18 protein-coding genes are annotated in these 19,317 nt (G+C 66.4%); 12 read left to right on the plus strand and 6 right to left on the minus strand.

Annotation, left to right across the window (positions count from 1 at the left end; genetic code table 11):
- The first annotated feature begins 186 nt into the window (after positions 1-186).
- Genes AC1DOX_RS18345 through AC1DOX_RS18355 form a run of 3 tightly spaced genes read left to right on the plus strand, consistent with a single transcriptional unit; the run spans position 187 to position 5,810 of the window.
- Complete coding sequence (locus tag AC1DOX_RS18345) at positions 187-1,470, plus strand: TolC family protein (protein ID WP_441619438.1); 1,284 nt, start codon at positions 187-189, stop codon at positions 1,468-1,470.
- On the plus strand, positions 1,454-2,677 hold the full coding sequence (locus tag AC1DOX_RS18350; RefSeq protein ID WP_477114048.1) for an efflux RND transporter periplasmic adaptor subunit: 1,224 nt from the start codon (positions 1,454-1,456) through the stop codon (positions 2,675-2,677). Before AC1DOX_RS18345 ends, AC1DOX_RS18350 begins: the two co-directional genes overlap by 17 nt.
- A 13-nt stretch (positions 2,678-2,690) precedes the next feature.
- Positions 2,691-5,810: an efflux RND transporter permease subunit gene (locus tag AC1DOX_RS18355; protein WP_477101478.1), complete on the plus strand. Its 3,120-nt coding sequence runs from the start codon at positions 2,691-2,693 to the stop codon at positions 5,808-5,810.
- 420 nt (positions 5,811-6,230) lie between these two features.
- On the opposite strand, the gene AC1DOX_RS18360 is transcribed toward AC1DOX_RS18355, so the two are convergent.
- Together AC1DOX_RS18360 and AC1DOX_RS18365 are read right to left on the minus strand one after the other, a co-directional pair.
- Positions 6,231-6,980 (minus strand): hypothetical protein, encoded by a 750-nt coding sequence (locus AC1DOX_RS18360; RefSeq protein WP_441619357.1) that lies wholly within the window; start codon positions 6,978-6,980, stop codon positions 6,231-6,233.
- Between the two features lie 91 nt (positions 6,981-7,071).
- Positions 7,072-8,400 (minus strand): MFS transporter, encoded by a 1,329-nt coding sequence (locus tag AC1DOX_RS18365; RefSeq protein WP_441619359.1) that lies wholly within the window; start codon positions 8,398-8,400, stop codon positions 7,072-7,074.
- Between the two features lie 111 nt (positions 8,401-8,511).
- On the opposite strand from AC1DOX_RS18365, the gene AC1DOX_RS18370 reads away from it, so the two are divergent.
- The gene (locus AC1DOX_RS18370) at positions 8,512-9,552 is read left to right on the plus strand and encodes a LysR substrate-binding domain-containing protein (protein ID WP_441619361.1); all 1,041 of its coding nucleotides are present in this window, start codon (positions 8,512-8,514) and stop codon (positions 9,550-9,552) included.
- A gap of 27 nt (positions 9,553-9,579) precedes the next feature.
- Here AC1DOX_RS18370 and AC1DOX_RS18375 read toward each other — a convergent pair whose 3' ends face one another.
- Entirely contained in the window at positions 9,580-9,945 is a 366-nt protein-coding gene (locus tag AC1DOX_RS18375; RefSeq protein ID WP_441619363.1) for a glycine zipper domain-containing protein, read from the minus strand.
- A gap of 295 nt (positions 9,946-10,240) precedes the next feature.
- On the opposite strand from AC1DOX_RS18375, the gene AC1DOX_RS18380 reads away from it, so the two are divergent.
- The gene (locus tag AC1DOX_RS18380) at positions 10,241-10,741 is read left to right on the plus strand and encodes a hypothetical protein (RefSeq protein WP_441619365.1); all 501 of its coding nucleotides are present in this window, start codon (positions 10,241-10,243) and stop codon (positions 10,739-10,741) included.
- A gap of 170 nt (positions 10,742-10,911) precedes the next feature.
- Here the strand turns inward: AC1DOX_RS18380 and AC1DOX_RS18385 are convergent, their stop codons facing one another.
- Positions 10,912-11,136 carry a hypothetical protein gene (locus AC1DOX_RS18385; protein WP_092142816.1) on the minus strand — a complete coding sequence of 75 codons (225 nt, stop codon included), beginning with the start codon at positions 11,134-11,136 and terminating at the stop codon, positions 10,912-10,914.
- Positions 11,137-11,352: 216 nt separating this feature from the next.
- Here AC1DOX_RS18385 and AC1DOX_RS18390 point away from each other — a divergent pair, with 216 nt between their 5' ends.
- Positions 11,353-11,742, plus strand: coding sequence for a hypothetical protein (locus AC1DOX_RS18390; RefSeq protein WP_441619367.1), 390 nt, complete (start codon positions 11,353-11,355; stop codon positions 11,740-11,742).
- Positions 11,743-11,831: 89 nt separating this feature from the next.
- On the opposite strand, the gene AC1DOX_RS18395 is transcribed toward AC1DOX_RS18390, so the two are convergent.
- Both AC1DOX_RS18395 and AC1DOX_RS18400 read right to left on the minus strand, forming a co-directional pair.
- Positions 11,832-12,842 carry a Bug family tripartite tricarboxylate transporter substrate binding protein gene (locus tag AC1DOX_RS18395; protein WP_441619369.1) on the minus strand — a complete coding sequence of 337 codons (1,011 nt, stop codon included), beginning with the start codon at positions 12,840-12,842 and terminating at the stop codon, positions 11,832-11,834.
- Between the two features lie 178 nt (positions 12,843-13,020).
- Positions 13,021-14,115: a porin gene (locus tag AC1DOX_RS18400; RefSeq protein WP_092142822.1), complete on the minus strand. Its 1,095-nt coding sequence runs from the start codon at positions 14,113-14,115 to the stop codon at positions 13,021-13,023.
- 496 nt (positions 14,116-14,611) lie between these two features.
- Between AC1DOX_RS18400 and AC1DOX_RS18405 the strand changes: the two genes are divergently transcribed.
- From AC1DOX_RS18405 to AC1DOX_RS18430, 6 genes are all read left to right on the plus strand, one after another.
- Complete coding sequence (locus AC1DOX_RS18405; protein ID WP_441619371.1) at positions 14,612-15,490, plus strand: alpha/beta fold hydrolase; 879 nt, start codon at positions 14,612-14,614, stop codon at positions 15,488-15,490.
- 244 nt (positions 15,491-15,734) lie between these two features.
- Positions 15,735-16,040, plus strand: a complete 306-nt coding sequence (locus AC1DOX_RS18410; protein ID WP_441619373.1) for a recombinase-like helix-turn-helix domain-containing protein — start codon at positions 15,735-15,737, stop codon at positions 16,038-16,040.
- A gap of 33 nt (positions 16,041-16,073) precedes the next feature.
- Positions 16,074-17,126 (plus strand): aromatic ring-hydroxylating dioxygenase subunit alpha, encoded by a 1,053-nt coding sequence (locus AC1DOX_RS18415; RefSeq protein WP_092142831.1) that lies wholly within the window; start codon positions 16,074-16,076, stop codon positions 17,124-17,126.
- Complete coding sequence (locus AC1DOX_RS18420) at positions 17,119-17,892, plus strand: SDR family oxidoreductase (protein ID WP_441619375.1); 774 nt, start codon at positions 17,119-17,121, stop codon at positions 17,890-17,892. Before AC1DOX_RS18415 ends, AC1DOX_RS18420 begins: the two co-directional genes overlap by 8 nt.
- An 18-nt stretch (positions 17,893-17,910) precedes the next feature.
- Positions 17,911-18,447, plus strand: a complete 537-nt coding sequence (locus tag AC1DOX_RS18425) for a cupin domain-containing protein (protein ID WP_441619377.1) — start codon at positions 17,911-17,913, stop codon at positions 18,445-18,447.
- Positions 18,448-18,474: 27 nt separating this feature from the next.
- Positions 18,475-19,305 (plus strand): IclR family transcriptional regulator, encoded by an 831-nt coding sequence (locus AC1DOX_RS18430; protein WP_441619379.1) that lies wholly within the window; start codon positions 18,475-18,477, stop codon positions 19,303-19,305.
- Positions 19,306-19,317 lie beyond the last annotated feature (12 nt).

The raw sequence follows: 19,317 nt of genomic DNA on the forward strand, positions 1-19,317 counted from the left end.
TGACGGCTTCCGGGATCAATATCGAGAAAAGTTGCCATCCCGGTGCACCGTTAGACTGGCACGGTCGTTTACCTCTGATCGTTGTCGAATCGAGCCAGACTGATCGTGCATTTTCCTGTTTCCCGAGCCGCCGCGGCAACGCTGCTTGCCCTGGTGGCCAGCGCAGGCCATGCCGCCAGCGCGCCCATGCCGCCGGACGGCCCCTGCATTCCCCCGCCTGCCAAGGCAACCCTGACGCTGGCCCAGGCGCGCCTTGACGCGCTGCGTTGCAACCGCGACATCATTTCCGCCCGCCGTGGCGAGGAAGCCAGCCAGGCCGATATCGAGATTGCTTCCCAACGACCCAACCCGGTGCTGAGCCTGGGGGTAGCCAATATCAACCCGCATCTCGGCGTCGGGTCCGGCAACCTGCGCAGCAAGACCGTGGATTCGACCTTGCGGGTCGACCAGGTCATCGAAACCGCCAACAAGGGCAATCTGCGCGTGGATGCGGCCCGCAAGGCCAGCGCCGCCGTCGGGGAGCAGACACAGGCCGTGGTGGCGCAGCAGATCGGCGCCGTCGACCAGGCCTGGTATGAAGCCGTGGTCAGCCAGACGCGTGTGGAAGTGCTGACGGAAACCGTCGGCCTGTATGGCCGCACGCAGCAAGCCAACGAATCCCGCCTGAAAGCCGGGGATGTATCCCGCGCCGACGTGACCAAGCTCCAGCTGGAGACGCTGCGTGCGCAGAACGACCTGCGCGCCGCGCAGGCCGACCACGTCAGCGACAAGGCCGCACTGGCCGCCGCGATCGGCGTGCCCGGCACGCTGCTGGACAACCGGCTGGTGCCGGACTGGCCGACGGTGGACGCCCCGGTGCCCCCGATTGACCCCGAGGTGCTGCAGCGCCGCCCGGACGTGACGGCCGCCGAGGCGCGCCTGGCCGCCGCCTCCGCCGCGCGCGACCTGGCCCGTGCCGGCCGCGTGCCGGATGTGACCGTCGGGGCGCAGGCCGAGCACTACCCGGTGTCCGAAACCAATACCACCGGCAGCGGCAACAGCTACGGCGTGTTCGTGTCGATCCCGCTGTATGTGCGCCACAGCTATGGCGGCGAGGCGCGCCGCGCCGAGGTGGACTACTACGCGGCGCTGGATGACCGCAATCGCATCCTGCTGTCGGCCCAGAACGACATCGAGCGCCTGCGCAGCCAGCTGGATGCGGCACGCGGATCGCTGCAGCAGATGCGGGAATCCGTGCTGCCGGCCGCGGAGTCCGTTGCCAACAGCGCCGAGTTCGCCTATTCCAAGGGTGCCAGCGGCGTGCTGGACTTGCTGGACGCGCGCCGCGCGCTGCGCCAGACCCGGCTGGATGCCGTCGAGGCACAGGGCAACTATGCCAAGGCCCTGTCGGCCTACCTCACCGCCCTCCAGACCACGAATTCCGATATCAACAAGCTTCCCCAGGTCCGTACCGATGCGCCGCGTCCTTGATTTGAAGTCCCTGTCCCCCGTGTCTCGCAGCTTCCCCCGCAATGGCGCCGTGCGGCTGGTCGCCGCGTTATCGCTGTGCGCACTCGCACTCGCCGCCTGCGGCAAGAAGGAAGGCCCCGAACCCGACGACGAGCCCAAGGTCAGCGGGCAGACGATCCAGTTCCCGGCCAGCGTCAAGACCCTGCCGGGCATCGTCGGCCAACCGGTCAAGAGCGGCGGCGACCGCATGCTCAGCCTGCCGGGCCGGCTGGTCTGGAACGAAGACAAGACCGTGCGCGTGACCACGCCGTTTGCCGGTCGTGTCATGGAGGTCCTGGCCCACTCTGGGACCACCGTGAAAGCCGGCCAGCCCCTGGCGATGCTGACCTCGCCCGATTTCGGCGTGGCGCAGGCCGATGCCCGCAAGGCCGCCGCGGACAGTGCCCTGGCCGCCAAGTCACTGGCCCGCCAGCGTGAGCTGTACGGCGCCGGCATCATCGCGCAGAAGGAACTGGAGCAGGCCCAGGCGGACAGCGCCCGCGCCGCCGCCGACCAGCAGCGCACCCAGGCCGCGCTGCGCATGTATGGCGCGGCCGCTGGTGGCGATGCCGTCAACCAGCGCTTTGCGCTGCGCAGCCCGATCGAGGGGCTGGTGGTCGAGCGCAATATCAATTCGGGCATGGAGCTGCGTCCCGACCAGCCGCCCACCGCGCCGCTGTTCCTGGTGACCGACCCGACCACGCTGTGGGCGCAGGTCGACGCCGCCGAGGCGGACATGGGGCTGTTCAAGCCCGGCGTGACGGTTCGGCTGACCAGCACCGCCTATCCGGGCGAGACCTTCGAGGGCACCGTGGTCAAGATCGCCGATTACGTCGATCCCAATTCCCGCAGCATCAAGGTGCGGCTGGTCGTGCCCAATGCCGACCGCCGCCTGAAGGCGGAAATGTTCGTCACGGCGAGGCTCAAGGCAGCGTCGTTCCAGGGCATCTCGGTGCCGTCCAAGGCCGTGTTCCTGGCCGATAACAAGAACTACGTGTTCGTGCGCACCGCGCAGAACACGTTCGAGCGTCGCCAGGTGAAGCTGGGCGTGCAGATGCCCGGCACCGCCGAGGTGGTGGAAGGCCTGAAGGATGGCGATGTGGTGATCACCGATGGCAACCTCTACCTGCAAGACATCCTGCGCGATGCCACGGCCGTGAACGCGGCGCGCGCGTCGTCCAAGCAATGAGGACGACGGCCCCATGATTTCCCGTATCGTCAGTTTTGCGCTGCACCAGAAGCTGTTTGTCTGGCTGGGCCTGATCATCTTCGTCGCCGGCGGCCTGGCCGCCTTCAAGAACCTGCCCATCGAGGCTTTCCCGGATGTTTCCGACATCCAGGTCAACATCATCACGCTCTATCCGGGCCGTGCCGCGGAAGAAGTGGAGCGCCAGGTCACGATCCCGATCGAGACCGCGCTGGCGGGCACGCCCAATTCGGTGCGCGTGTTCTCGCACACCCAGTTCGGCCTGTCGTTCATGATGGTGACCTTCAACGACAAGGCCACCGATGTCACGGCGCGCCAGCAGATCATCGAGCGCCTGCGCAGCGTGGACTTGCCTGACGGGGTCCATCCGGACCTCGCGCCGCTTTCCACCGCCATCGGCGAGATCTTCCGTTTCCGCCTGACCGGCAAGGGCTACACGGCGCAGGAACTGCGCACGCTGCAGGACTGGGTGGTGGAAAAGAACCTGCGCCAGGTGCCTGGCGTGGCGGACCTGGTGACCATCGGCGGCACCATCAAGCAGTACGAGGTGAACCCGAACCTGGCGCGCATGCGTGACGCCAAGGTCTCGCTGTCGCAACTGTTCACCGCGCTGCAACGTGGCAACTCCAATGCCGGCGGCGGTGCCGTGGCGCAGGGCCGCCAGCAGTTCCTGCTGCGGTCGCTGGGCAGCTTCCGGACCTCGGCCGACATCGCCAACGTGGTGGTGACGGAGACCAACGGCACGCCGATCCTCGTCAAGGACATTGCCGAAGTGAAGGTGGGGGCCGCGCCGCCGCAGGGGCTGATGGGCCAGGATAACGAGGACGACATCGTCTCGGGCATCGTGGTGATGCGCAAGGGCGAGAATCCGTCCATCGTGCTGGAGGCACTCAAGCAGAAGATCGAACTGCTGGACTCCACGATCCTGCCCAAGGGCGTGAAGATCGTGCCGTACTACGACCGCTCCACGCTGATCGACAAGACGCTGCACACGGTGTTCGGCAACCTGGTGGAGGGCGCGCTGCTGGTGATGGCCGTGCTGTACCTGTTCCTGGCCAATGTGCGCGCCGCCGCCATCGTGGCGCTGGTGATTCCGCTGGCGCTGCTGTCGACGTTCATCGGCCTGACGTGGGTGGGGATTCCGGCCAACCTGCTGTCGCTCGGCGCGATGGACTTCGGGATTATCGTGGACGGCGCGGTGATCGTCGTCGAGAACATCTTCAAGCGGCTGGGCGAGCTGAAGGAGCACCAGATCAAGGACAGCAAGGCGCGGCTGTACGCGATCCTGCAGGCGACCTCGGAAGTGGGCCGCCCGACCGTGTTCTCGATGGTCATCATCATCGCGGCGCACATTCCGATCTTCACGCTGCAGCGGCACGAAGGGAAGATCTTCGCACCGATGGCCTATACGGTGACCGGCGCGCTGATCGGTTCGCTGATCATGTCGCTGACCGTGGTGCCGCTGCTGTGCCATCTGCTGCTCACCAAGAACATTGCCCACGAGGACAACTTCGTGGTGCGCCACTGCAAGCGCATCTACGAACCGATGCTGGCCTGGGCGCTGGACAACAAGAAGAAGGTGGTCGGCATTGCGCTGGCCCTGCTGGTGGCGACGGTGGGCGTGGGCAAGTTCCTCGGCAGCGAATTCCTGCCGGAACTGGACGAGGGATCGATGTGGGTCAGCTTCGACCTGCCGGCGTCGGTCTCGATCGACGAGGCACGGGACCAGGCGCGCCTGCTGCGCAGCGTCATCCGCAAGACGCCCGAGGTCAATACCACGATCTCCAAGGTGGGCCGCCCGGATGACGGCACCGATCCCAAGCTGATCAATACCGTGGAAATCCTGGTCGACCTGAAGGGCGACAAGCAATGGCGCGCGGGCTACGACAAGCGCAAGATCATCGAGGAAATCAACCGCAACCTGCGCCAGCTGCCGGGCATCGAGCCCAACTTCTCGCAGCCGGTGCGGGACAACATCCTCGAGAGCATTTCGCAGATCAAGGGCCAGATCGTCATCAAGGTCCAGAGCGACAGCCTGGAGCACAACAAGCAGGTGGCCGACCAGATCCTGGCCAACGTGCAGTCGGTCAAGGGCGTGATGCGCGCGTTCATCGACCGCGACGGCGAACTGCCGCAGTACGTGCTGGAATTCGACCGGGCCCAGGCGGCGCGCTACGGCATCAACGTGGCCGACGTGCAGGACCTGATGGAAACCGCGCTGGCCGGCAAGGCCGCCACGGAGCTGTGGGAAGGCGAGAAGCACTTCAGCGTGGCCGTGCGCCTGCGGCCGGGCGAGCGCGAGTTGCCGAACCTGCCGAACATCTTCATGCAGACCCCGGATGGCGCGCAGGTGCCGTTGTCGCAGCTGGTGACGTTCCGTGCCGCATCGGGCGCGATGAACATCAGCCGCGAGAATGGCCAGCGCACCACGTCGATCGGCATCTTCATCCACGACCGCGACATGGGTAGCGTGGTGAAGGACATGCAGGCGCTGGTCAAGAAGAACGTGAACGCCGAAGACGTCAAGATCAGCTGGTCCGGCGAATTCGAGAACCAGGAACGTGCGATGGCGCGGTTGTCGATCGTGGTGCCGCTGTCGGTGCTGGTGATCTTCCTGCTGCTGTTCAACGCGTTCAAGTCGTTCAAGAGCGCCACGCTGATCATCTCGAACATCCCGTTCGCGCTGATCGGCGGCGTGTTCGCGCTGTTCCTCACCGGCATTCCGTTGTCGGTGTCGGCGGCCATTGGCTTCATCGCGCTGTTCGGGCAGGCGGTGCTGAACGGCGTGGTGATGGTGACGTACTTCAACCAGTTGCGCGACGAAGGCATGCCGGTGCGCCAGGCTGTGCTGACGGGATCGATGGACCGGCTGCGCACGGTGTTGATGACGGCACTGCTGGCCATGCTGGGCCTGTTCCCGATGGCAATTTCGCGCGCCATCGGCTCCGAGACGCAGCGTCCGCTGGCCATCGTCATCATCGGCGGCCTGATCACCGCCACGCTGCTGACGCTGATCGTGCTGCCCACACTGTATGAGTGGATGGTCGGCCGCACGTGGCCGGATGAGGAAGGCGATGAAGCCAACAACAGGTTGTCGGAATCGCTACCGTCCTGAACCTGTAGGCCTCTGCTTCAGCAAAAAAACCCGCCAATCTGGCGGGTTTTTGTTTGGTGCCGGCAATCGGCGTGTGTGGCCCCTGGGTGGCAAAGGGGTAACCGGGCGGCTCGCCAGGCGATCCGTCATGGCGGGCGCCGCTGCATGTGAACTGTTCGAAGGCGTCACATGCGGATCAAGTCCCCCTCGCCCGGCAGTAGCGTATCCGTGATTCCGGTTGGCCTGCATAACAAGGGAGGCGGGCTGCCAAGGCACAGAAATACTGCCGCCCCACGGCACCTCACGACGATGGCAAGCGCAAGCACAAGGGGCCGAGTCCTGCAGTAATGCAGGACTCGGCCCTCTCTTTTTTGCCTCACCAAATAGCGGCTCGACGCATCGCTTCCAACGTGGTCGGCGCTAACCGACGCCAACCGCCGCTTACTGTGCGGCCGAAACCGGCGTACCAGCCACCGGTTGCACCGGGGCCTTCAGGTTTTCCATGAAAAACGCGCCTCGCAGCCGGGAAGTGGCGCTACGCGTGCTTTCCGTGACGGCGCGCATCAGGTTCTCGTACTCCGGTGCCTGGTCCCACTCGCCCAGGGCCGCCGTGTTGATTTCCACGCGCTCGTACCATTCGAGTCGGTTGCTGGACAAGTTGACCAGCTGACCCGTCAGCGCCACGTGGCCGACCGGCGCGCCCTGGGGCAGGAAGCCGTAGTAGTAGCGCACGGTTCCCAGCTCGCGCGGCGTGAGCAGCAGCAGGCGGTCGGCATTGTATTGCTTGGCCAGCGCACGATAGTCGCGCAGCGCAACGCCCTGGCCGGAGCCCTCGGTGAACTTGGGCAGCGATTCCGTATCCAGCGGCTTGTCGATCATCACCACCTTGATCTGGCGCGATTCGAGGCCTGTGCCGAATGCCTTGCCGAGGTCGCTGATCATCGAGAAATCCTGCTTTTGCAGGCGCTCCACGATGGCCGCCGCGTTGGCCTTGTTGATCACGATGTCCAGCAGTCCCTGCTGACCAAGCATGATCTGCGTCGGTTCAGGCAGCTTTTCCACGGCGACGGCAATAGTGGTGGTCTTGTTTTCGAACAGCGCGCTGGAAGCCGGAATCGGCTTCTGTACCACCGCGCAGCCCGCGAGCGTGCTCAATGCCAGCAACAAGCCGGCCAGACGGATACGACCCATGACTTCTCCCTTTTCTGAGTTGGGGTTGAATAATCTCGGGACGTATAACGTCGGGAAGTCGACACATTTGAGCCCACTTCGGAGGGGGCTATCAAGCCACGGCGCGCCGTGGTGACGGAAACAGCGGCCACGCCAGCATCGCCACCACAGCCGTCGTCGCCCACACCACCGGCCACGACGTCAGCGCCAGCCAGTGCGGCAGGCACAGCGGCGTGAGGAAGTAGCCGAAGAAGACCGCCGTGTTGGCCATGCCCAGCGCGGTGCCGGCGCGGTCGGCGCCCGCCATCGCGGCCAACTCGGCGTACGCCACGCCGTGCCACGCGGAGACACAGACGCCGGCCACGGCAAGGATGACGGGCAGGGCCAGACTCCACGCACTGCCGCCGGCAATCGCGCCGCTGCCGTGCACGCAAGCGGCCAGCACCAGGAAAGCGGCGACCGTCACGACCGTGCAGGCGCGCAGGTATTGCCGGCGATTGCCGTGACGGTCGGTCCAGCGTCCGCTCCAGACCCGCATCGCCATCGCGCCGCCCTGTACGGTGGCCATCGTCGCCGTGATAGCGCCAAGTCCGGCGTGGGCAAAGTCGTGCAGGAACACCGACGCAAATGTCAGCACCGCGAACTGCGGCACGCAGAGGATGCCGATGGCCGCCACGATGCGCCAGATCCGCAGGCGCCGCAGCGGATTGGGGGTGGCTGCGGTCGGGGTGGCGTGAACGGTAGCACCCGACCCAGCACTGTTGCCGACGTTCGCACCGAGATTCGCATCATGAGTCGCCCCCTCTGGCGGCGGCTCGTGCAGCCATCGCCATGTCAGCAGCGCCGACGCGCCGCACAGCAACGCCACCCAGCCATAGACCCACGCAAAGCCGACCGTCGATGCGAGCCACGGCAGCGTGAGCGCGCCGATGCCGCCGCCCAGCGGCACGGCGGTTTGCCGGATGCTCATCGCCAGGCCGCGCTCACCTTCGTGAAACCAGCGCATCACCGCCCGGCCGCTGGCCCCGTTGACGCTGCCGCCGAACAGGCCGACGGCAGCCATCGCCACCATCAGCCATGCCAGCAGCGGAAGATGGCCAGCCTCCGGCGCCAGCCATAGCGCCATCGCCAGCAGCGCGGCACCGGTCGCCGTCAGTCCGCCCAACAGGACAGGGCGGTCACCCCAGCGGTCAGCCGCCACGCCCCAGGGCAACTCGGACAGCGCGATACCAAAGCCGAGCGCGCCAAGCGCCAGCCCCAAGCCGGCGTTGTCGAGCTGGTAGTCGCCACGCAGCCAGACCGCCGTGGTGGGAATGCCGCTGGCCGCCGCCATGACGCTGGCGTTGGCGGCCACGCCGACCCCCAGCACTTTCCAGCGATGCGTGGGGCCGAAGTGCCGTGTGATCGACGCGGGGGAGGAAACAAGGATTTGCGAGGCCATGATTGACAGGTGCTCCGGAAAGCCGATTGACCGGACCCAGTCTGTCACCGAGAATTCGTCCTGAATATCAGAAAATATTTCGCTAACCGTTCGATAAAACAGGATGATGCGATGTCGCGGACCAATTTCGACATGGCGGCGCTGCGCAGCCTGCTGGCCGGCATGGAACTGGGCAGCTTTGCCCGCGCTGCCGATCGCGTCGGCCGATCCACATCGGCCATCAGCGCCCAGATCCGCAAGCTGGAAGAGCAGGCCGGCACCCCGCTGTTCCGCAAGTCGGGGCGAGGCCTGGCGCTGACGGCAGCGGGCGAGGCGATGCTTGGCTACGCGCGCCGTCTGGTGGACCTGAACGACGAGGCCGCCGTGGCGATACGCGGTGTGGATCTGGCCGGCGGCATCCGGCTGGGTTTGCAGGAGGAGTTCGGCGAGGGGCTGCTACCTGAGGTGCTGGGCCGCTTTGCGCGCGCGCATCCGAAAATCCGCATCGAAGCGGTGGTGTCGCGCAATGCCGACCTGTTGGCGCGTATCGACGCCGGCCACTGCGACCTCGCGCTGGTCTGGGCCAACGTCCACCAGCCGCCAGACTTGCGGGAGACGGGGCGAGGGGGCAGGGCGGAAGCACGCTACGGGGCGGACGATGGGGCTGATGATGAGTCGGACTATCGGGCGGATCACCGGGCGGAACCTGGCCACACCGCCGAGGCTGGCTACGCGATGGGCCACCGCATGGCCGAGCCCATCGACGAGCCGCCGATGTGCTGGGTGGGTTCCGCAAGCGTGCCGTGGCAGTACACGCCTGGCGAGCCGTTGCCGCTGGTCGCCTTCGACCGTCCGTGCCAGTTCCACGCCGCTGCCACCGCCGCGCTCGACCGCGCCGGTATTCCGTGGCGTGTCACGTTTTCCAGCCCGAATCTGGGCGGCCTGTGGGCCGCTGCCGCAGCCGGGCTGGGGCTCACGGTGCGTTCGCGCTACGGGCTGCCGGCGAATGTGCGCGAGCTGCCGACCGCCGAGACTGGCTTGCCGACGTTGCCGTCGCTCTCGTTGGTGATGGTGCGCGCCGCGGCCAAGATGCCGCCGGAAGTCGAGCGTCTGGCGGCGATCCTGCTGTCGGCAATCCGCGATGCCAGGCAGGACGCGGCGCTAGCGGCCTGAGAGGTGTGCTTCATTCTGAAGCAACCGCTAATCGCCGTTGTAGCTCCGTCGCCCCGGACGGCACAGCAGCGCGCCAAGCAGCACGCCCAGGCCCAATGCCATGCCGAGCGCGCGCATGGGCTCCTTGTGCACGTACTCGGTCACGCACTCCTGGCACTGCTCCATGCTGTGACACACCGACGACTTGATCGACGCCAGCGTGTCGGCGCCGCGTTCGGCCTTGGCGAGGAAGGTCTTCTTGGCCGTGCTAACGGCCTCCCCGGTCAGGCTGGGCAGTTGGGCGAGCAGATCGTCGAGATCCTTCGCCAACTGATCGGCGTCGGCACGCAGGTTCGACCTGGCTGCCGCGGCGGCGGCATCCTTGTCTTCCGGGTTGGGGTCGTTCGGGTCCATGGCGTCTCCGGTGAGGGTGGCGTGAAGTCATCAAGGGCAAGGCGTCTCACCCCTGCGCATCTTCCGTACCAGCGTGCCGCCGCCGACGGGTTGCCATATTTGTCGCGGCGATGGGGGCGGGCATGCGCGTCCTCCATGATAGAAACGCGCCCGCAACTTACCGGTGCTTGTAATTAGTTTGATTAGTTTGGCGGGCGAATCGGCCGACGCAGATCGGCGGACGGCGTCGGGTGGCCATCAGGAAACGTGCTGAAGTGCCGTTTACCTGACATCCCAGCAAGAAAATGTCGTGCCGATGAATCCGCTTCGCATTTCCGTCCTGGCATGCGCGGTCGCGCTGACTGCCTGCTCCACCTACGTGATGCCTCCCATCCAGCCGGACGAGCCGGCCGCGGAAATCCACGGCACGGGGAATTTCTCCATGACCACCCCGATCGTCAACGAGAAGGGCTGCTACCAGGGGAATCTTCGCATCGAGACCCAGGGCGCCGCGCAAAGCCTCAAGGTCCGCGCGGGCCGCCCGCTGGTCGTGGCGATCGACGGCAGCATCGGGCCGTACGCTTGCCGGTCGATGGTCAAGTTCACGCCCAAGGATGGTCACAAATATGTGGCGCACGGACTGGTGGGCACCGGCGACGACGACGATGCGGAGCGCTCGATAATGGGTCAGCTGAGGAGCCTGGTCGGCCGACCGACCTGCGGCATCGCCGTCCAGGACGAAACCGACAGCGGCGCGCCCGTCGAAGTCGAGCGTACGCGGCCCAAGCAGAAGAGCTTTGCGTGCATCAGGTTCTGATACCGTCGTCAGCTGTTTTCGCCAACCGCCTTCGCCACTGACATCAACGTCATTGATGTAGTCGTCAGCCTGCCCCGGTGCCCGCGACCATCGGGATACGGCGGGGCATGGCGAGGCACTGCAGGGCGCCATCACCCGCGCCCACCCACTCACCCACGCGCAGGCGCGCTCTAGCGATGCGCGGACGTGTCGCTGAGGATGTCCTCGATCTGGCCCCTGACAAGGCACAGCAGGCAGAACGCGTTGAACGAGGTTTCGGACGTCTCGCTTTGTCGCTCCAGTAACTCCAGCACACCGTCGATGCCGGCGAGCACGGTATGGGCGTCCTCGGCGGTGACCAAGCACGTGTCATGGTGTGGATGGGCCGGGTCGCGGGTTTGGGTCAATACGGGCATGGTCTTCCTTTCGGGTCGGGGTTGGCGTCGCCGGTCGCCGGCGAGTGCGCCAAGTGTTGCCCGTGACCCGTATCCCGTCGACAAGACGATTCGCATTTTGCGCGCGCACGTCATGCGTTGTTGTGTCCCGTTGCTTCCCGTCGCCTCCCTCCACCTCCCTTCACTCTTCCCGGCACCTATACTCCACTCGCCGCTCCCGAGCAGAAAGGCATTGCCATGACCTCGCCGCCCGTCCCGCAGGACCCGCCACCGACGCCACCGCCGCCTCCAACGCCAGCAAAGCCGCCCGCGCCGCAGCTTGTTCCCTCCGGCTACCGGCAGGGCATCATCACGGCCATCACCGTACTGCTCGGGTTCTCGCTGGCGTTCTGGCGCTTCTGGGGGCTGGAGACGCCGGGGCACTGGGGTGTCCGTGCTGTCTTCGCCGCGGTCTCGCTGCTGGTCGCGGTCGTCCTGCAGATCGTGGCCCTGTTCCGGGCGCTGCGAATCGAGGATGACGAAGTGGGCGAATACCGCAGGACCGTCCGCTGCTTTATCGCCTCGGCAGTTGCCTTGCTGATCGGACTGGCCGGCGCGATGGTGGACGCGGCATTCGGGGAGTCATGAGGCCGCAGCCATAAAAAGGCCCCGGCGACGACGTTGCCGGGGCTGCCAGGACTACCGTTGTTGTCGGCGCCGGAAGATGAAACAAGCGCTCAGTCCGCCTGGATGCCGAACTCTTTCACAAGCTTCGTATAGCGCGCGGTGTCCGCGGCAATCAGCTTCTGGAGCACCGCGGGTTCGCCGCCGACCGGGGTCACCGCGATGGTGGCCATCTTCGCGACGACGTCGGGCTGCTTCAGGATGTCGTTGATATGGCCGTTGAGCGTGCGGACGATGTCGGCCGGCAGGTTCTTCGGGCCCATCAGCGCCTGCCACGCGCCGATCTCCACATCCTTGTAGCCCAGCTCGCCCAGCGTCGGCACGTTCGGTGCGAATGGAGAGCGCTTCTGGTCCGCCACGGCCAGCGGTACCAGGCTGCCATTGCCGACGTATTGCGCCACGGCGCCATAGGTCACGTAGGTCATCGGGACCTGGCCGCCCAGCACGTCGACGATGGCCGGCGCCGTGCCGCGGTACGGCACCTGCGAGAGCTTCACGCTGGCGGACTTGTTGAACATCTCGCCCATGATGTGCATCGGCGATCCATTGCCCGGCGTGGCATACGTCTCCAGCTTGCCAGCCTTGGCGCGCGCCACCAGGTCGCTCATCTTCGCGATGCCGCTGTTCTTGTTCACCACCACGAACAGCGATTGCGTGCCGAGCTGCGCGATCGGCGTGAAATCGTTCTGCACGTCGTAGTTGGCGCCGGTGCCGGCCTTCAGCACCAGCGGCGCGATGGACACGGTGTTGGGCGCCACCAGCAGCGTGTAGCCGTCGGCCGCGGCGCGGGCCACGTAGGCGCTGCCGATGGTGCCGGCGGCGCCCGTACGGTTTTCCACGACGACGGATTGCTTGAGCCGCGCGCTGAGCTTCTCGGCCATCAGGCGGGCCAGCACGTCGGTGTCGCCGCCGGCCGGGTAGGCCACGACGATGGTGATCGGCTTGTTGGGGTAGCTACCTTGGGCCATCCCCGGCAGGGCGGCAAACAGCGCGGTGGCGCCGAGGGTCGCGCCGATGGCGGCGAGCAGGTTGCAGCCGGGTCGGTTGCGGCGGACAGTCATCATGATCGAAACACCTCTGGTCAGGTCTCGCGCCAGTCAGGGGACAGGTCGTCCGCCGCGCAAGAAGGGTACGGGGAAGCGGTATGGGGAAGCGGTGCTGTGCCGGCGTTCCCGTGGGGGGATTCGGTGCACGGTCGCCGGGCAGCGGAAAGCTACCCGGCGCCGCGCGCATCCGCCGGGCTTAGAAGATGTGCTTGATGCCCATCATGGCGCCAAACTGCTGGCCACCCGGTTTCGGGTTGGCACCGGCCTGCGCGCCGCTGACCGACATCGCCAGCGTTCCGTCGTTGTTGATGTAGCCGGCCGTGGCATAGACGGCCGTGCGCTTGCTGAAGTTGTACATGCCGCGCACGGCGTAGAGCATCGCCTTGTTGTCGCTGTTCTGGTAGTTCAGGTAGTAGACCTGCCCGGCCAGCGTGAAGGCGGGCGTGATGTCGTACGCGGCGCCGATGTAGTACAGCTCGGACAAGGGCGTCACGCTGCCCTGGTTCTCGCGACGGATCACGCCGGCGCCGAGCTTGGTCTTGTTCAGCAGGACGTAGCCGGAAAGCGACGCGCGGTCATCGCGCAGGCTGCTGCTGGTCAAGCCGCCGAACGCGCCCGGGCCGCCGCGCTGCGAGTCATACGCCGCCGTGACGCCCCACCATTTCTGGTCCCAGCCGATCATGGCCGACCATTCGCGGCACTGGCTTTTGTCGGCGGGATTCTCGCCGCCGCAGTTGGTGCCCGAGGGGCTCGGGCCGCCGTTGGCGTTGTCCCGGCCGAAGCTGTACGTGGCGCCCAGCGTCAGGCCGCCGAACGTGCCCTTGTAGGCGATGGAATTGTCGGCGCGCGTGTTGGGCAGGTAGCTGTCCAGCGATCCCGAGCCGAAGGCGTTCGGGCCCAGGATGTCCGGATCGAGCGTGGCCCAGAACAGCATGGTGTACTGGCGACCGAAGGAGATCTGCCCCCACTGGTTGGACAAGCCGACCAGCGCCTGGCGGCCGAACAGGCGACCGCCCTGGTTGGGGGTGCCGGAATCCGGCGCAAAGCCCGACTCCAGCACGAAGATGCTCTTGAGCCCGCCGCCGAGGTCCTCGGTGCCACGCAGGCCCCAACGCGAAGGCACGGTGCCGGTCAGGGTGTTCATGCGGACGACGCCATGTCCGCCCGCGCCAACGTTGCTCACATATTCCACACCCGTATCCACCACGCCATACAGGGTGACGGACGACTGGGCTGAGGCCAGCAGGGGCGCGGCGGCCAGCAGGCCAGCCGCATACTTTCCGATGTTCATCTACCGTTTCCTTCTCTCGTTTTTTCGTGGGCTCTTTTCGCGTTTCCGCTGCCGGCCGCGGTATGGGGGGCTGCCGACGTTGTGTTTCATTAGTAAAACAATGAACTACATAAGAAACGTTCAGCGAAATATAGTCACGAGATCGGGCGGCGTAGATAAGGGTGATCCCTAGTGAGGTCTTGCCACGACGACGCGGTGCGGCATGGGTGCCACTCGCGAGAGGGGAATGGCTGCACAAGAAAGCGGAGCGGCGCGCACCGGGTCGGCGCACGGCGTGTGGCGGCGGCAAGCGGTGATTGTCGTGAGGGCGATGCGCGACGCGGCTTTCGGGGTGCGGGCCGGTTGCGCCTGGGTTGTGCCTCGTGATGGGGCGTCGAATCCGCCCGGCGCGGCGCTGCGATCCGGCGCATTCGTCGTCCATGTTTACCCTGATCCCACAGCGGATTCATCACGGCCTATAGTCGAAGGGTTTTATTTGCAAACATAGGTTTCATATATGGAACATAACGCGCCCCATCGAGCACTTGCGCCAGGAGCAGACCTGCTGGCCGCCCTCGACAGCCATTTCGCCGAACGCGCTGTGATGGTCGGCCATGACGGCGCCCTTCTGACCTGCCGCGTTGGCGGGACCCGGGGGCCGGTCATCGTCCTACTTCATGGCATCAGTTCCGGCGCGGCATCGTGGCTGCCCTGCGCAAGCTTGCTGGCGGCACACGCGCGCGTCATTGCCTGGGACGCCCCCGGCTATGGGCAGTCGACGCCATTGCCGATGCCCGCGCCGACCGCGCGCGACTACGCGGCGAGGCTCGGGCAGTTGCTCGCCGCGCTGCAGGTGAAGCCGGACCTGATCGTCGGCCATTCACTGGGTGCGCTGATGGCGGCCGCCTATGCGACACAAGCGGCGCCGGCGACGCTGCCGGATCGCTTCCTGCTATTGAGCCCGGCGCTCGGCTACGGCGCCCCGGGCAAGGAGGAGAAATCGCGCGAGGTGGCCGGGCAGCGCCTGCACACACTGGAAACCCTCGGCGTCGATGGCCTGGCCCAGCGCGGTCCCACGCGGCTGCTGAGTGCCGCGGCCACGTCCGATGCCCAGGCGTGGGTGCGCTGGAATATGCAGCGCCTCAATCCCGATGGCTATCGCCAGGCCGTGGCGCTGCTTTGTGGCGACGATATCGGGCAATACCTCGCCAGCGCCGCACGGCCGGTCGAGGTGGGCTGCGGCGCGCAGGACGTCGTGACCACGCCCGCCGCCTCCGCCGCGCTGGCGGAGCGCTTCGGCCTGCCATTCCACCTGATCCCCGATGCCGGGCATGCCTGCTACATCGAGCAGGCGCAGTCCGTGGCCCGGCTAATCCGCGCGACGCTGCAAGCCTAGTTCTCTTCTCATTCGGCACGCCGGCCTATTGCGGCCGGGTGCCGCGTCGCTGGCACTGGCCGAACAAGCGGCCATTCTTCGCCAGAACGGCGGGTTAACCCCAGTCAATTTTTGAAGCGTCGTTGTCTATAGTCGTACCTGTGTTCAATATTTAAACTCATGTTTCACAGGTAAAACACCACCAGTGAACGCGAACGGATTGAGCCAGCCGTCCCCAACAAGCAAAGCCATGGAGCAAAGCGCAATGGAAAGCCTCTCGTACAACCCGAACCTGGTGCCGTGGGAGCGCCCCGCGCCGAACAACGTAGCGGGCAAGGGCCAGATCGAGCAGCCGGGCAAGGTCGTCAACATCGTCTGGCAAACGCGCGCCGCCGCGCCCACCGCTTACGAGGACGCCCTGGGCGACGCGTTGGAGTCCGCCTTCGAAGGCGGCGCCAAGACCCCCGAGGACATCGTCCGCGCCTTCAACCACGCTGGCTTCCTGGCCGCCGACGGCCAGGGCTGGACCGAGGAACGCTTCCTCGCCGAAATCCATCGACTGGGCGCCTGAGCCCGCATCCCAGAGCCGCAGCGAGACAAGCAAATGGAATCGAACAAGCAAGCACGCGCCGAAGCGCGCCTGAACACCGGCCTGCGCAACTACTGGTACCCGGTGGCCGCCTCGTGGCAGGTCACCCACGCGCCCATCGGCATCACGCGCCTCTCCCAGAACATCGTGGTGTGGCGTGACAACGCCGGCGCGCTGCACGCGCTGGAAGACCGCTGCCCGCACCGTGGTGCCCGTCTGTCGATGGGCTGGAACCTCGGCGACCGCGTCGCCTGCTGGTATCACGGCGTGGAAGTGGGCGGCGACGGCCAGGTCAAGAGCGTGCCGGCCGTCGATAACTGCCCGCTGGAAGGGCGCACCTGCGTGCGCAGCTATCCGGTGGAAGAAAAGGCCGGCGCCATCTTCCTGTGGTTCGGCGACCGTGCGCCGACCGAAGCCGACGCGCTGCGCCTGCCCGAAGAACTGGCATCCGACGAGCACAGCCACTTCCTGTGCGTGGCGCACTGGGACTGCAACTACCGCTACGCGATCGACAACGTCATGGACCCGATGCACGGCGCCTACCTGCATGCGGTGTCGCACTCGATGGCCAGCGGCGAAAAGTCCGCCGTGATGCAGGTCGTGGAAACCGATCACGGCCTGGTCTTCGAAAAGACCGGCCAGCGCGGCGTGAATTTCGACTGGGTGGAATTCGGCGAAACCGGCACGCTGTGGCTGCGCCTGTCGATCCCCTATCGCGACAAGGTTGGCCCCGGCGGTCCGTTCGGCATCGTCGGCATGGCCACGCCAGTCGATGAGGAGCACTGCCTGGTGTTCTTCTGGCGTACCCGCCACGTCCAGGGCTGGGAGCGCGACGTGTGGCGCTTCCTTTATCGCAACCGCCTGGAAGGCCTGCACTGGGACGTGCTGGAGCAAGACCGCGTGGTGCTGGAATCGATGGCGCCGAACGCGCGCGATCACGAGATGCTCTACGCGCACGATGCCGGCATCACGCGTGTGCGCCGTCTGCTGAAGCGCCGCGCCGACGCCGAAGTGGCTGACGAACCGGTGGCGATGCTGCAACCGGCTGGAGTGGCAAGCCATGCTTGATCACGTCCCCGCCAACAACCTGCTGGCCGGCCGCAAGGTGCTGGTGACCGGCGCCGCGCGCGGACTGGGCCTGGCCTTTGCCACCGCGATTGCCGAAGCCGGCGGCGCCGTGGCGATGGCCGACATCCTCGACGACCGCGTGCGCGAATCCGCCGCCGCATTGCAGGCTCGTGGTTTCACGGCCGTGCCGCTCACACTGGACCTGATCGATCCGGCTTCCGTCCAGGCTTGCGCCGCGGCGGCCGTGGAAGCGCTCGGTGGTCTCGACGGCCTGGTCAACAACGGCGCCGTGACCGATTCCGGCGGCCGCGATGCCACCGCGCTCGACATCGCCACGTGGGACCGCGTGATGAACGTCAACGTGCGCGGCACCTGGCTGATGACCGCCGCCTGCACGCCGGCCCTGCGCGCCAGCGGCCGTGGCGCCGTCATCAACCTGGCCTCGGACACGCCGCTGTGGGGCGCGCCGAACCTGCTGGCCTACGTGGCCAGCAAGAGCGCCATCATCGGCATGACACGATCGCTGGCCCGCGAGCTTGGCGATGCGCAAGTCACGGTCAATGCGGTGGCGCCGGGCCTGACGCTGGTGGAAGCCACTGAATACGTGCCGCAACACCGGCACGACCTGTATCGCAACCAGCGCGCCATCGCGCGCGAGCAAGTCCCCGACGACGTCTGCGGCGCCGTGCTGTTCGCGCTGTCCGACCTTTCCCGATTCGTGACCGGCCAGACGCTGGCGGTCAACGGCGGCTTTGTCATGCACTGAAACGAAGGAAATCACCAAATGAGCGATATGTCGCAACAGCAAAACATCAAGCGCAGCTGGGAACAACCGGATGGCGCTTCGTTCGATCAATGGATGGAATCCCGCGTCGCGCGGTTCAGCACACGCCGCTATGACTGGGACGCCCTGAAGTTCCAGGCCGACTACGACCCCAAGTACCGCCGCGCGCAGATGCGTTACCTGGGCACGGGCGGCACGGGCGTGGCCGCCGACACCAACACGGTGCCGTCGGAAAACTTCACGTTCTCGACGATGATCATCCCGGCAGGGCACGAAGGCCCGTCGCACCTGCACACCGATGTGGAAGAAGTCTTCTTCATCCTGCGCGGCAAGATCAAGCTGATCCTGGAAAAGGACGGCGAGCGCTTCGAGACCATCCTGACGGACCGCGACCTGGTGTCCGTGCCCCCGGGCGTGTATCGCGAGGAAATCAACATCGGCGAGGAAGACGCGCTGATGTGCGTGATGCTGGGCGCCAAGAAGCCCATAACGCCGACGTACCCGCCCGAGCACCCGCTCACCCAGGTCAAGCGCTGATCCGCGCCGTCAGTCGAGCATCGAGCCATGAGCACCCAACCCATCTCCGCCGGAATCCAGGACAAGTACATCGTCCCGGGGCTGGAACGTGGTCTGCGCCTGCTGGGCGAGTTCAGCGCGCGTGACCGCGTGCTGTCCGCGGCGGACCTGGCGCGCCGGCTGAGCGTGCCCCGTTCCACGGTGTTCCGCCTGCTGGCCACGCTGGAAGCCACCGGCTACGTGGAGCGCGCCGATGGCGGCCGCGAATACCGGCTGGGCCTGGCGGTGCTGCGGCTCGGGTTTGACTACCTGGCGTCGCTGGAGCTGACGGAGCTGGGCGGGCCGCTGCTGAACAAGCTGCGCGACGACATCGAGTACCCGTGCAACCTCGTGGTGCGCGATGGCCGGTCGGTGGTGTACGTGGCCAAGTCGGCGGCGTCACGCCCGTTCGCCAGCAACGTCAATGTCGGCACCCGCCTGCCGGCGCACGCCACCGTGCTGGGCCGCGTGCTGCTGGAAGACCTGTCGCTGGCGCAATTGCGCGACATCTATCCGGAGCCGCAACTGCGGGTCTATTCGGACAGCACGCCACGCACCGCGGAGGCGCTGTTCGACATGGTGCAGCAGGACCGCCAGCGCGGCTACGTGCTGCACGAGGGCTTCTTCGAAGCCAGTATTTCCACCATCGCGGCACCGGTGCGCGACCGCACGGGCAAGGTGACGGCGGCGCTGGGCGCCACCATCCCGGCTTCGCGGATCGACCCGGACCAGCTGGGCCTGATGGTGGAGAAAGTCAGGGGCACCGCAGGCGAGCTTTCGCGCCTGCTCGACTACCGGCCACATCGGCACGGCAAGGTCGTTTCATTGAATCGCGAGTGAGGGGAGTGAGGA

The organism is Cupriavidus sp. 01L415, assembly GCF_056400065.1.